This is a genomic window from Paraburkholderia largidicola, assembly GCF_013426895.1.
Lineage (GTDB): Bacteria > Pseudomonadota > Gammaproteobacteria > Burkholderiales > Burkholderiaceae > Paraburkholderia > Paraburkholderia largidicola.
In genome coordinates, this window is sequence record NZ_AP023174.1 from 1,738,985 (window position 1) to 1,751,909 (window position 12,925).

Genomic DNA, 12,925 nt, shown 5'->3' on the forward strand with positions numbered 1-12,925 from the left:
CACGAAGGCAAATCGCGGATGCCAGCGCAGAGGCAAAACTACCGCACACAGCGACGCCCACACCACGAAGGCAAAACCAAACCACCACCCCGCGTCGCAGACAAAAAAAACTCAAACCCCACTCGCTACAGAAGCAAGAATCCTCTCCACTCCTTCGACATACGCCTGCGTCCCAAACTTCCGCACAGCGGTTTGATACCCATGCGCAACAAGCCGGTCGCGCAGCGCCTGATCCGACCTCAACTCAGCAAGCGTGTCAGCCAGCGCATGCGCGTCACCTGGCGTACACATCACCCCATTCACACCATCGTCGATAATCTCGACCACACCGCCCGCGCGCGCGGCCACGACCGGCCGTCGGGCCAACATCCCCTCAACGATCACGCGACCAAACGGCTCCGGCGTAATCGACGTATGCGCAACAACGTCGACCGCACACATGCACGCAGCCACATCGTCCTGAAACCCAAGAAAATGCACGCGCCCTTCGAGCCCGTTCGACGCAACGAACTCACGCAACCGGGCCTCGTAAGCATCTTCACCAAACAGCGGCGCCCCGACCAGAACCGCATGCATCTGCGGATTCAGCACCATCGCCTCCAGCAACACATGCTGCCCCTTCCACTGCGCGAGACGACTGAACGAGCCGACCAGAAACGCATCCTGCGGCAGCTTCAGCCGCGCACGCAGCACGCTCTGCGGCGTATCCCGCAACGCACTGAACGGCGCAGCAGATATCCCGTTGAACACCACATCGATACGCTTGTCGCCAAAATTGGTCAGCTCGGCAAACGCGCGCGCCGAAGCCGCCGAATTCGCAATCACATGCGCCAGACCGAATTTCGCACACCATTTGATGATCGCCAGCTGCCGGCTGCCGAAATGCTCGGGGCTGACGATATCGCGCAGATGCCAGACCACAGGACGCCGTGCAAAGCGCCCCGCTATCGCGCCAATCACCATCGCGCGCTGCGTGTTCGCATAGATCACGTCGCTCTGCCGGGCCCGCGCCACCGTCGCGCGCACCAGCGATGCCACGCCCTTCACCGCCTTGGCGATCGGCGGCGTGCCGCCCTGCTTGCGGATATCGCGCGTCGCGCCGGGATCGAGCACATCGACGGCCACGCCTTCGCGATGCAGCGCCATGCGAAACGGACCGTCGTCGAACAGCACGACCTGCACGCGCGCCTTGAGCGCCTTCACGATTTCCAGCAGCGACAGTTCGGCGCCGCCCAGCACGCCGCTCTGATCGATCGCCAGCACGCGCAAGTCGCTCGATGCCGGCTTCGCTTCGCTCACCTTCGCGGGCGGTTCATCCACAGGCAGCGTCGCGCCCTGCAACGCCGGGACCGTTTCGCGTACGAAGCCGAAGAAGCGCTCGCGGAAATGCCGGATCGAAAAACGCTCCGCATTCGCGCGGCAGTCGGCGGGCCGGAAGCGCGTGGGATCGTCGGCGAAATCCTCGATCGCGCCGATGATCGAATCGGCCGTCTGCTCGTTGAAGAAAATCCCCGTCGGATGCGATTCGTACTGATCGCGCACGGTTTCGAGCGCCCCGCCCTTGCCGTACGCAATCACGGGCGTGCCACACGCCTGCGCTTCCACCACGGAAATACCGAAGTCTTCTTCCGCCGCGAACACGAACGCCTTCGCGCGGCGCATGTGATCGCGCAACACGTTGAACGGCTGATAGCCCATGATCTGCACGTTCGGCGTCGCCTTCGCGCGCACCTTCTGCATGTCGGGGCCGTCGCCGATCACCACCAGCTTGCGCTCCGGCATCTGCGCGAATGCCTCGACGATCAGGTCGATCTTCTTGTACGGCACCATGCGCGAGGCCGTCAGATAAAAATCGTCCTTCTCCTCGCATAGCGAGAACGACTCGACGTCGACGGGCGGAAAGATCACTTCGGAATCGCGCTGATACACCTTGTGGATGCGTCGCGAGATGAACTCGGAGTTCGCAACGAACGCATCGACGGAATTCGACGTGCGGATATCCCAGTTGCGCATGTAATGCAGGATCATCCGCGCCAACGCGGACTTCGGTCCGCTCGTCAGCTTCGACTGCTGCAGGTACTGATGCTGCAGATCCCACGCGTAGCGGATCGGCGAATGCACGTAGCTGATATGCACCTGGTCCGGACCCGTCAGCACGCCCTTCGCGACGGCATGACTGCTCGAGATCACGACGTCGTACGCGGACACGTCGAGCTGCTCGATCGCTAGCGGCATCAACGGCAGATAGCTACGGTACTTGGTGCGCGCCTTCGGCAGCTTCTGGATGAAGGACGTCGTCACGGACTTGCCGCGCAGGAACGTGCGGTCATCGAGAAAGTCGACGAGGCTGAAGATGTCCGCGTCCGGAAAGCACGCGACGATCTGTTCGAGCACGCGCTCGGCGCCCGCATAGGTGACGAGCCAGTCGTGAATGATCGCGACACGCACCGGGCCGACGCTGCGTGCGCCACGCCGTGTCGCGGGTGGCCTGGCAACGGGCGTGATCGCGATGAGATCGTGACCCGCATCGCGCGTCACGGCAGTGGGACGCAGGAGGTCTTCTTCAACGATATCGTGGTTCATGCGCTATTCCTCGGATTGAGTCGCAACTTCAGACGCACAAGCAGCGAACGCGCAAGATCGCGCAATGCAGGGGTCATCGTGAGCGACCACGCGACGTTCGCGCTCACGATGAGCGCGCCCGCGGCAATGGCCATCGGCAGGCTGGTAAGCAAGGTGGCGAGCCACAAGGTGCCCACCAGAAAAGCGAGGTGCGCGAACATGTCGAGCACGATCGGACGCGCGTGAATGGCCGACAGTTTCAGCAGCGCGACGTAGTCGAACAGTCCGCGCGCGGCCACGACGACGGCGGCGCCCGTCAGCCCGAAATGCGCGATGCCGAACCACAGCGCACCCGCAAAGAAAGGCAGCTCGAACAGGCCGAGGCGCGCGGCGGTCGCCGGATGCACCTGCGATTGAATGAGAATGCGCGCGAGGTTGGCCTGGCCGACGAGCCACACGGAGATGATCAGGATGCGTCCCACAGGGCCGCCCGCGTCCGCGACTTCGTTGCCCACCCACGCATGCAGGAACGGTTCGAGCACGATGATCGCGACGAGCGCGATGGGCGTGAACACGCCGTTCAGGAATTCGAGCGACTGCCGCATGATGACGTCGGCGTCGTCGCGGCCCACGGCCGACAGTCGCGGAAACAGCGTGCGCTGCAGCGCGGTCGGCACGATGTTCAGGCGCGTGACGAGGTTCTGCGGCACCGTGTAGTACGTGACGAAACGCGCGCCGAGACTCGTGCCGAGCATCACGCGGTCCAGCGACTCCGCGACCATCCCCGAGATGCTCGCAATCAGCATCCAGCCGCCGAAGTTGAAGAGCCCCTTCGCGACCTTGAACTGCGGCGCGCGGATATGGCGGATGCCGAGCACATTGAGCGCCGAGCGTCCGAGCAGAATCGCCGCGAGCAGACGCGCGACCACGGCCGCGGCCAGCACGTTCTGCAAGGTCGGTCCCATCATCCATGCAGCGGCGAGCGGCAGCAGCTGGAACAGGAACGTGCCGAGCGTCTGGTTCGTGTTGTAGATGCCGAAGCGTTCCGCGCCGTTGATCGCGCCAGCGAACACCCACGACACGTTGGCGAGCGGAATCGCTACCGCGAGCCACGGCAACGCCATATAGACCTCGTGCTGCAACTCGGGCGACACTTTCGAGAAATACGCGGTATAGAGCGCCGCGCCGAAGTAGATGACGAGCCCGCCGACGATGCCCGTCGCCAGGTTCAGCCACGTCGCGCTCCAGAACACCTGCTCGCAGGCCTGCTCATCGTTAGACGCCCGCGCCTTCGAGATGTGGTTCTGCGCGGCCATGCTCATGCCGAGATCGAGAATGCTGAAGTAGCCGATCAGCGTCCAGACGAGGCTGATCACGCCGTAGCGCTCGACGCCCAGCAGCTTGATGTACGACGGCACCGTAACGAGCGATACAAACGTCGGCAACACCAGCCCGATCAGGTTGATCACTACGTTTCTGAGGATGCCTTTATCCATCGGATGCCTTTCTGGTCAGTCATAGGTTTGGGTAGCGTGTGGGTGGAGAAGCGTCGTATTTATGTGTTCGATGCGGGTTTCCAGCGGTACATCAGGACCTTGCCGCGTGCGTCTTCCTCGACGAATACGAGGTACTCGCCGTCGTCGCGGCGATAGGCGCTGATGCCGTTGGGCACGTCGACCCAGCCCGATGCATGGCCCACTTCGGGCCCCGGCTGCATCGTGCCGACGGGCGTGCCCGTGTCCTTGCTGTAGACATGCACGGTGCCGACGGGCTCGACGGCGAATACGTATTTGCCTTCGACGGTGAGGCCGATCAGCGTCGAGACGGGCTTCGCCTTCGTGTCCCACGGCAGCGGCAGCGTGTAGCGCGCAACGGGGTTGCCGCTCGACCACTTGTCGTAGCGCACCAGCACGCGGCCCACTTCCTTCCAGAAGCCGCGGTCGAACGGCGCTTCGGCTGTGTAGCCCGTCACGTACATCGAATCGGTTTGCGGGTCGTAGATCGCGCGTTTGACTTCGCTGAACGGCGGCGGCACCGGGTATGACGTCATGTCCGCGTACGAGTAGACGGGGTTGCCCTTCGCATCGAGACCACCGAACCTGAAGCGGTTGATGCCCTTCGAATCGCGAGCGCGCCAGATGTCGCCGTTGGTATCGACCCACCAGCCCCAGCCGCCCGCGAGGTGCGTGCCTGTGGTATTCGGCGTGAACTCGTCGGCGTCGAACTGACCGTTGCCGTTGCTGTCGCGCCAGATCCAGTCGCCGCCCTTCGGTGCGTTCGGCACCTTCAGCACGGCGCGCTCGCGGCCCGCGATAAAGCCCGAAGGCGTCGCCGTCTCGCCGTCGCGGCCGCCGTCGAAGCGATAGATCTTCAGATGGTCCGCATACATGTCCGTGAGGAACAGGAACGTGCGGCCCTTCAGCTTGCGGGCGATGGGCAGGCCCGGCCACTGGTCGGTGTTGAATACGGGATCGTCGGGATACCTGAAGCGGTTGGTCAGGAAGCCCGCGTAGGTCCACTGCTGGCCCGCCGGCTTCGACAGATCGAGCGTGAAGCGCTTGTTGCCCGTATAGACGCTGTCGGGCCGCGATGGGTCCATCCACGCGCCGTCGACGAACAGCAGTCCTTCGACCTGCCACACGCGCTTGCCATCGGGCGCGTAGCTTTCGAGCGTCGCGCCGAGCCCCGCGCCCGTCGGTTCGAAGCGCGGGCCGATGCCGTTGGTCGACACATAGACATTGCCGCGCGCATCGACACCCACGCCGGTGAGTCCGTTGAAGCGCTGCGGTCCGGGCTTGCCCGCGACGCCGGAGAAGATGCCGCCGCGTTCGCCGAGGGTCGAGCTGAGCGCATAGCCGCCGTCGCGCTTGCTGAAGAACAGCACCTGCTGACGCGGGCCGTTGTCGGCGATCAGCACGCGGCCTTGTGGGTCGACGGCGATATCGATGGCGACCGTGTCGGCAGGCAGCGGCAATCCGTCTTTGAGGCGCTGACCGCTCGCATCCAGGTGCGCGACTGTCGGCTTGTCGCCGAGCGTGTCCGTGAGCACCCATAGCGAGCCGTCGCCCGCGCGCGCGATGCGGCCCGGTGCCGGCACGCTCCATTGCGCCTTGCGCTGCATCGATTCGGCGTCGTACACCTCGATGCGGTTCTGCGATGTGTTCGATGCGTAGAGCGTCGTATCGCTGGCGGCAAGCCCGTTGATGTCGCCGCGCGTGCCCGTGGGTACGTCGTTGACCATCGCGAACGCGGCGGCCGCTTTCGCATGCGGATCGATGCTGCTCACGGCAGCCTGGAAAGCCGCGACGCGCTTCGTATCGCCGATCTCGCGCCGTGAGATGCCGTACCACTGGCGGCCCTTGTCCGGCCACACGCCCTGACCGACGAGATGCCCCTTCTCGTTGCCGACGCCCACGGCCACATACGCATAGCGTTTGTTGATCGCAATCGCGTTGCCGCCGCTATTGCCCCAGCCATGCGTGCCGCCCGCAAAACCGAGCATCTTGCCGTTCTGATAGACGCTCGCTTCCGCGCCGCTTTCGTCCCACGGCGAGTTCGTATAGACCTTGCCATCAGGCGATACCGCGAGCGCCGTGATGTTGATCTGCGTCCACGCACCGTCGCCGAAACCGAACGTATTGCCGATCCATGACGTCTGCACGTTCAGCGCAGGTTCGGCGAACGCATGCAGTGTCGCGAGAAGGGCAAACGCGCACATCGCGCGGGCAAGCGTGAGTCGGGACAACGCGGATTCTCCAGTCGAGGCGAAACGAAGGCAGGCGATGACGATGCGTTTTCGCCGGATGCCATGCGGAAATTCGAAAGGCAGCGCAATGCGCGCAGTGGCGTTAATGCGCATTGATCCAATCAGCGCTTAACGGTAAGTGCAAAGAATGAAGGACGAAATTCGCAAATAATTCAAAATTATTCGTCGGTTGAAACGCACCAAAAGAAAACGGAAAAAAATTGCCTCGCGAATTTTTCAGGCAATTTTGCGTGCGAAAGACGCCTTAATTTACCGATTCCGTCATCCGGACTGAAATTCTTACCTGCTGCGTGCGCGAGTCTGTATCGAGGTGTAACCGGGCGTATGCAGATATAAAAACGCGCTTTTTATTATTCAAATCAATTCGTTTATTTCATTCGTGTTTTTTAGGGTTTTTATTTACCTAGAATCAAACCCGCTTTACGTCTTCATGGTGATCGCCTCGCGACACCGTGCATGGCCCATTGACTGCCGCATCAGGCGCATACACGGACGCTCATGACAGCCAGCACTCTGCCCGCCACGCCTATTCATCACCGACGCATCGTCCAGCTCGACGGCTTGCGCGCGATCGCCGTGCTCGCGGTGTTCGCACAGCACGCGCTGAAAGCGCCGCTGTGGATGGGCGTCGACCTGTTCTTCGTGCTGAGCGGCTTTCTGATCACGGGCATCCTGCTGGATCGCAAGGCGCGTCAGCAGTCGTATTTCAGCTACTTCTATGCGCGCCGCGCGCGACGCATCCTGCCCCCGTATCTGCTGCTGATGGTGGTGTCGTCGTTGCTGTTCGGGTTCGGCTGGGCGCAGCACTGGGAGTGGTATGCGTTCTTCGCGACGAACATCGGCGATGCGCTCAACCAGAGCGGCCATGACAGCCTCAATGTGCTGTGGTCGCTCGCCGTCGAAGAGCAGTTCTATATTGTCTGGCCGTTCGTGATCCTGCTGGTGCCCGAGCGGGCGCTCGGCTATGTCGCGGGCGCGCTGATCGTGCTCGTTCCCGTGCTGCGCGCCGTCGCGACGCCGTGGTTCGATTCGTTCTGGCCGATCTATTACCTCACGCCGTTCCGCATGGATCTGCTCGCAGCGGGCGCACTGCTCGCCGTCGCCGTGCGGCGCGATGCGAACGCGCTCGCGCCGTTCAGGCTGCTGGCCGTGCTCGGCGTGTTCGTCGCGCTGGCCGTGCTCGCGTGGCTGCATCTGCACTATCCGCGTTTTCGTGCGGCCAATACGCCGCTGTCGAACGCGGGCCTGTATAGCGTGTCGCTGTTGCTGTGCACGTCGGTCGTCGTGATTGCGCTGCAGAGCAAAGGCATCGTCAAGCGGGTGCTGTGCAATCCCGTGCTCGTCTATATCGGCACGATCAGCTACACGATCTATCTGATCCACCTGACCGTTCTCTATGCGCTCTGGCCGCTGCATTACAACCGCTACGTGACGGCCGCGCTAGCGCTCGCGATCACGCTGGTCTATGCGAGCGCATCGTGGTTCGGCTTCGAGCGCCGCCTGATTCATGGCAGCGCGTCGCGTGGCCAACAGTCCGACGCCGCGTTGCATGCGGCACGCGAAACATCGAGGACGAGCGCATGACGCGCGCGCCGATGTTGCGTGCCGCGCGGTCTGCGCTCGTATGCGTGCTCGTAAGCGCAGGCATGCTCGCGCACGCGCAGGAGCGCGCGCAGCCGCAAGTGCTGATCGAGGCCTACGGCGACTCGACCACGCTCGGCATTTCGTGCAGCGACGGCCGCTGCGGGCCGCGCGCCGATAACGCAGTGACCTATCTGCAAGATGCATTGCGCGCGAAATACGGCGTGCGCGTGTCGGTCGTCAATGACGGCATCGGCGGCACGATGGCGACGCAATTGCGCGACGGCATGGGCCCCGGCCGCAACGGCCCGTGGAAAGACCGCCTGGCGTCATCCAGTGCGCAGATCGTCACGATCAACTACGGCATCAACGAAGTGATGCACAACCAGACGCCCGAGCAGTTTTATCAGGCCGAAACCGATCTCGTGAAAACGGCGCAAGCGCTCGGCAAGCTGCCCGTGCTGCAGACCTCGAACCCGATGCCCGATGGGCGTCTGAATGCAAGGCTCGCGGAAATGGCCGCCATGACGCGGCGAGTCGCGGCCGAGCAGCAGATCCCGCTCGTCGACCATTACGCGGAAATCTCCGCCATGGCCGACTGGAAAACCCACATGTCCGACGGCGCGCATCCGAAGCCCGAACTGTATCGCGTGAAGGCGCAGCAGGATTTTCAGGTGATCGATCCGCTCGTGCGGCGTCTGTTCGGCGTTGCAGCCGACTCGCCACGCCAGCCGTCACGCGCAGCATCCCCGCTTCACTCCACTTCCGACAACCCGACGAGAGGCAACTCATGACCACACAACGCAAAGCTATCATCACGGGCGTATCCGGCCAGGACGGCGCCTATCTGACGAAACTGTTGCTCGGCAAGGGCTATCAGGTCACAGGCACGTATCGCCGCACCAGTTCCGTCAACTTCTGGCGGATGGAAGAACTCGGCGTGATGGACAATCCGAATCTGCAACTCGTCGAGCACGATCTCACCGACGCCGGCTCGACGCTGCGTCTGCTCGACACCGTGCAGGCCGACGAGCTGTACAACCTCGCGGCCCAGAGCTTCGTCGGCGTGTCGTTCGACCAGCCTTCGACGACGGCGCAGGTCACGGGCGTGGGCGTGCTGAACCTGCTCGAAGGCATCCGCACGGTGAACCCGAAGATGCGCTTCTATCAGGCGTCGACGTCGGAGATGTTCGGCAAGGTGCAGGCCGTGCCGCAACGCGAAGAGACACCGTTCTACCCGCGCAGCCCGTATGGTGTGGCCAAGCTGTTCGCGCACTGGTCGACGATCAACTATCGCGAGTCGTACGGCATGTTCGCGACGAGCGGCATTCTGTTCAATCACGAGTCGCCGCTGCGTGGCCGCGAGTTCGTAACGCGCAAGATCACCGACACCGTCGCGAAGATCAAGCTCGGCAAAGCCGACGTGCTCGAACTCGGCAATCTCGATGCGAAGCGCGACTGGGGCTTCGCGCTCGAGTACGTTGAAGGCATGTGGCGCATGCTGCAGGCTGACGAACCCGACACCTACGTGCTGGCGACGAACCGCACGGAGACCGTGCGCGATTTCGTGAAAATGGCCTTTGCCGCTGCGGGCTACCAGCTCGAATGGTCGGGCCGCAACGAGAACGAAAAAGGTATCGACGTGAGGACGGGCAAGACGCTGATCCGCGTGAACCCGAAGTTCTACCGCCCTGCCGAAGTCGATCTGCTGATCGGCTGCGCGGACAAGGCACGCGACAAGCTCGGCTGGAAGCCGGAGACCACCCTCGAGCATCTGTGCAAGATGATGGTCGAGGCGGATATCGCGCGCAACCAGAACGGCTTGTCGTGCTGATAGCGGCGTCGAACCGCTGACACAACAAAGGGCGCGTGAAGCGCCCTTTTGTTTTTCTAAAGCAGCTTGCGGTTGACCTGAGGCACCATCGGCGCGAAATGCAGCAGGCGTTCGGCCTGCACGCCGATGAAGTCCGAGATCATCTGCACCAGCGCACGTTCGTCGCCGACATAGACCTCCGAGCGCGCCAGCTCCGGCGCGAGCGCCTTCGCGGCCTGCGCCATGCGCGTCATTTCACGGCCAAGAAAGCGCGGCAGCGTGCCCGTGCGCTGCGCGAAGTCCGCCAGCGCGAACGGCGTGATTTCCTCGAGCCGGAAGACGTCGCCATACCCCATCGCCATGTCCTGCTCGACACGCTCGCCATAGGCATTGACCGACACGAGGTCGTAAAGCGGTGCGGGGTCGAGGCCGCCGCCATGCATGAAAAAGGACAGGTTTTTCCCATGCGCGTCGCTGTTGCCGATCAGCAGTTGAAACAGCGCCCAGCGGATCATGAAGGTGCGCGCGGCAGCGGGATTGTCGAGATGCCGCTGAAGCGCAAACAGCTTCTGGAAGCTCACGCCCTCGCGTATGTTGCGCACGTCGGGCGTATTGCCGAAATTCCGCTCGTATTTGAACGTGACGGGCAAATCGAGCGCCTGGCAGCCGTCGATCACATGCCGGCGGCGCACCGCCTGAACGGATTCGCCGTCCGCCGGGTCGAGTTCGACGGTCCGGTCGAAGCGCCCGATCAGCAGGATCGGCTCGGGAATGCGCCGGATCGCGACCGGTGCCGCGGGCAAACCCATGCGCGATGCGAGCGTCATGCAGTAGTGCTCGTTGGCGACCATGCACGGCGTGACGGGGCTGCGGGATTCGGGTTTCAGGATGTGCGTCGAACTGAGCGGCCCATCCGCGAGCGCGATGCGCTCACCTTCCACCAGCACTTGCAGCTTGTCCTGATAGCCCGCCACCGACAACCGGACTTTGCCGTCCCATACAGGGAACGGAATCACGTCGCGCTCGCGGATGCGCTGGCTCAGTTCATCGGTTGAAATCTCCCGGCGCGCGGGCGGCCGTTCTTCCGCGTGAATGGGCCTGCCGTCATCGTCCGCGGCAAGAAAGCTCAATGCGCCGACGGGCTCCTTGCCGAGCATCCGGATAAGCCCATACGTGTTGTCCTTCGACACCTGATAAACGACCGACGCGACATCGAGCGCCCGCCCCTCCGGCAACAGATTGGCGATGAACCGATGCACGGCGCCCGCTGGCGGTTCGTCGCCAGACAGGGGGATATGCGGAGACAGCGGAAAAGCATGCCGGCGTCCAGGCCAGTTTGCGTCGTACGCGAAGCGGTACAGGCTGTGTTGCCCGTCGAAGTCCAGACGGCCGACGGCGCCTTGGTGAGCCGTTACATGGAGGGCGTGAGCCATCAGGACGGCTCCGACGGGCTGCCGGACGCCTGCGCGTTGAGCGTCCCGACGGAATCGAGCACCGCGCTGGTTTCCTGGTTCGTGAACACCAGCATGTTGAGGCCGAGGCCGTTCAACACCTTGAACAGCTTGTCGAGACTGACCGACCGGCCGTTTTCCAGACGCGATAGCACGTCTTTGGAGATGCCGAGCATGTCGGCGGCGTCGTCGATACGAAGCTCGCTTTGCGCGCGCCGGTTGCGCACGAGCCGGCCCAAGGCTGCCATGTCGCCAGCCAATGGATTGACGGAGGTGGGTCGAGGCAAGGTGCGGGCCATAGTTCCGGAATTTCAGGAATAAACCGTCCTACGGAAGCGCGAGACGGATAATTACGAGAATATCAGAATTATGTGAGAAAAAGCGAGTGTGTGTCAATAGTTCTGATATTGTCGTAATTATAGCTGTCCGGCGCTGTCAAACGGCTATAGTTCCTGAAATGACGGAATTATCATGCGTGTACGGCTTACAAGTCACCTCCGTTGGGCAACGCAAAAGCAAAGGGACGGCTCATGGCCGTCCCTTTCCCTGGCTGCGTGACCCGCCCTACGCCGCCGCTTGAATGGCCTCGTTGTACACGGCCGCGACCCGCTTCGCGATTACCGGGTTATCGAAATTGGCCCGCGCGTAGGCCCGGCACGCATCCGAATCCGGCAGCCGGATCGTTCCATCCAGTGCCTTGCCGAGACCATCGGCGATCGCGTCCGCGCCCGTCGAAGGCAGCACGAGATCCTGCGACAGCCCCGCCACCGCTTCCGGCAGACCGCCCACGGGCGTCACCAGCACGGGCGTTCCCGACGCCAGCGATTCGACGGTGATCAAACCGAACCCTTCGAGCGCCACGGTCGGCACGACGCTGATCGTGGCCGCGCGATACAGCGACGCCAGATGCTCGTCCGGCACGAAGCCGAGCAGTTTCACGTTGTCGCCGAGACCGGCGTCGTCGATGCGCTGCTGCAATTCCACCTGCAAGCGCCCCTTCCCTGCGATCAGCAGCAGCACGTCCGGATTGCGACGCTTGACGATCTTCACGGCATCGATCAGATCTTCGAGACCCATGCGCCGCACGAGACGCCGCACGGCCAGCACGATCGGCCGGCCCAGCGGCAGCTGCAGACGCAAGCGGGCTTCGTTTTGCGTCAGCGGCAGATTGAACTGATCGACGTTCACGCAGCCCGGCACGACGCGCACGCGGTCGGCGGGAATGCCGTAGCGCGACGTCAGAATGCGGCCGAACGCGTCGGACAGCACGATCAGCCGCGACGAGCGCGCATACACCGTCTGCTCCAGATAGCGCTTGGCGCGCTGGCCGAGCGAGTCCGCGCCTTCGACGTGACTCTCGTCGGCCCACGGTCCCTGAAAATGCGACACCTGCGGAATGCCGCGCATCGCGTCGAGGCCCGGAAACGTGTACAGCGCGAAGTGCGACGAGATCACGTCGGGACGCTGCTCGCGAATCTCGCGGCGCAGCGCGCGGCGCGCGGCCATCAGGCGCAGCGGCAGCGATTGCGCCGCGGAGCCGAAGCCCTGGATCGCGCCGTTGGTGTCCTGCGCGACGCGCTCCGAGCCCGCGACGACGCCGCGCACTTCGACGCCTGCGCCGGGCAGCGCGCCGATCAGCGAGTAGTACATGCGGTCGAGACCGCCCGCGCGCTCGGGAAACCAGTGCATGCCGATCTGCAGCGATTTGATGGAACGAGTGGTCATGGTGTGTGCTTTCCTTGTCGTTGTCGA

At 63.3% G+C, this 12,925-nt stretch carries 9 protein-coding genes; 3 read left to right on the forward strand and 6 right to left on the reverse strand.

Annotation, left to right across the window (positions count from 1 at the left end; all coding sequences use genetic code 11):
• Nucleotides 1-111: 111 nt before the first annotated feature.
• Genes PPGU16_RS07780 through PPGU16_RS07790 form a run of 3 tightly spaced genes read right to left on the reverse strand, consistent with a single transcriptional unit; the run spans nucleotide 112 to nucleotide 6,307 of the window.
• Complete coding sequence (locus PPGU16_RS07780; RefSeq protein WP_180722402.1) at nucleotides 112-2,583, reverse strand: glycosyltransferase family 4 protein; 2,472 nt, start codon at nucleotides 2,581-2,583, stop codon at nucleotides 112-114.
• Nucleotides 2,580-4,058 (reverse strand): oligosaccharide flippase family protein, encoded by a 1,479-nt coding sequence (locus PPGU16_RS07785; RefSeq protein ID WP_180722403.1) that lies wholly within the window; start codon nucleotides 4,056-4,058, stop codon nucleotides 2,580-2,582. The genes PPGU16_RS07780 and PPGU16_RS07785 overlap by 4 nt, the downstream gene beginning before the upstream one ends.
• A 59-nt stretch (nucleotides 4,059-4,117) precedes the next feature.
• Nucleotides 4,118-6,307, reverse strand: a complete 2,190-nt coding sequence (locus PPGU16_RS07790; protein WP_180722404.1) for an NHL repeat-containing protein — start codon at nucleotides 6,305-6,307, stop codon at nucleotides 4,118-4,120.
• 519 nt (nucleotides 6,308-6,826) lie between these two features.
• Between PPGU16_RS07790 and PPGU16_RS07795 the strand changes: the two genes are divergently transcribed.
• Genes PPGU16_RS07795 through gmd form a run of 3 tightly spaced genes read left to right on the forward strand, consistent with a single transcriptional unit; the run spans nucleotide 6,827 to nucleotide 9,743 of the window.
• Nucleotides 6,827-7,912, forward strand: a complete 1,086-nt coding sequence (locus tag PPGU16_RS07795) for an acyltransferase family protein (protein WP_180722405.1) — start codon at nucleotides 6,827-6,829, stop codon at nucleotides 7,910-7,912.
• The gene (locus PPGU16_RS07800) at nucleotides 7,909-8,703 is read left to right on the forward strand and encodes an SGNH/GDSL hydrolase family protein (RefSeq protein WP_180722406.1); all 795 of its coding nucleotides are present in this window, start codon (nucleotides 7,909-7,911) and stop codon (nucleotides 8,701-8,703) included. Before PPGU16_RS07795 ends, PPGU16_RS07800 begins: the two co-directional genes overlap by 4 nt.
• A complete protein-coding gene (gene gmd / locus PPGU16_RS07805) occupies nucleotides 8,700-9,743 on the forward strand; it encodes a GDP-mannose 4,6-dehydratase (protein WP_079485633.1) in 1,044 nt (347 codons plus the stop codon). The genes PPGU16_RS07800 and gmd overlap by 4 nt, the downstream gene beginning before the upstream one ends.
• 56 nt (nucleotides 9,744-9,799) lie before the next feature.
• On the opposite strand, the gene PPGU16_RS07810 is transcribed toward gmd, so the two are convergent.
• The 3 genes from PPGU16_RS07810 to PPGU16_RS07820 form a co-directional block, all read right to left on the reverse strand.
• Nucleotides 9,800-11,155 carry a HipA domain-containing protein gene (locus tag PPGU16_RS07810; protein WP_180722407.1) on the reverse strand — a complete coding sequence of 452 codons (1,356 nt, stop codon included), beginning with the start codon at nucleotides 11,153-11,155 and terminating at the stop codon, nucleotides 9,800-9,802.
• The gene (locus PPGU16_RS07815) at nucleotides 11,155-11,421 is read right to left on the reverse strand and encodes a helix-turn-helix domain-containing protein (RefSeq protein ID WP_180722575.1); all 267 of its coding nucleotides are present in this window, start codon (nucleotides 11,419-11,421) and stop codon (nucleotides 11,155-11,157) included. Before PPGU16_RS07815 ends, PPGU16_RS07810 begins: the two co-directional genes overlap by 1 nt.
• Nucleotides 11,422-11,737: 316 nt before the next feature.
• Nucleotides 11,738-12,898, reverse strand: a complete 1,161-nt coding sequence (locus tag PPGU16_RS07820) for a glycosyltransferase family 4 protein (protein ID WP_180722408.1) — start codon at nucleotides 12,896-12,898, stop codon at nucleotides 11,738-11,740.
• Between the last annotated feature and the right edge of the window lie 27 nt (nucleotides 12,899-12,925).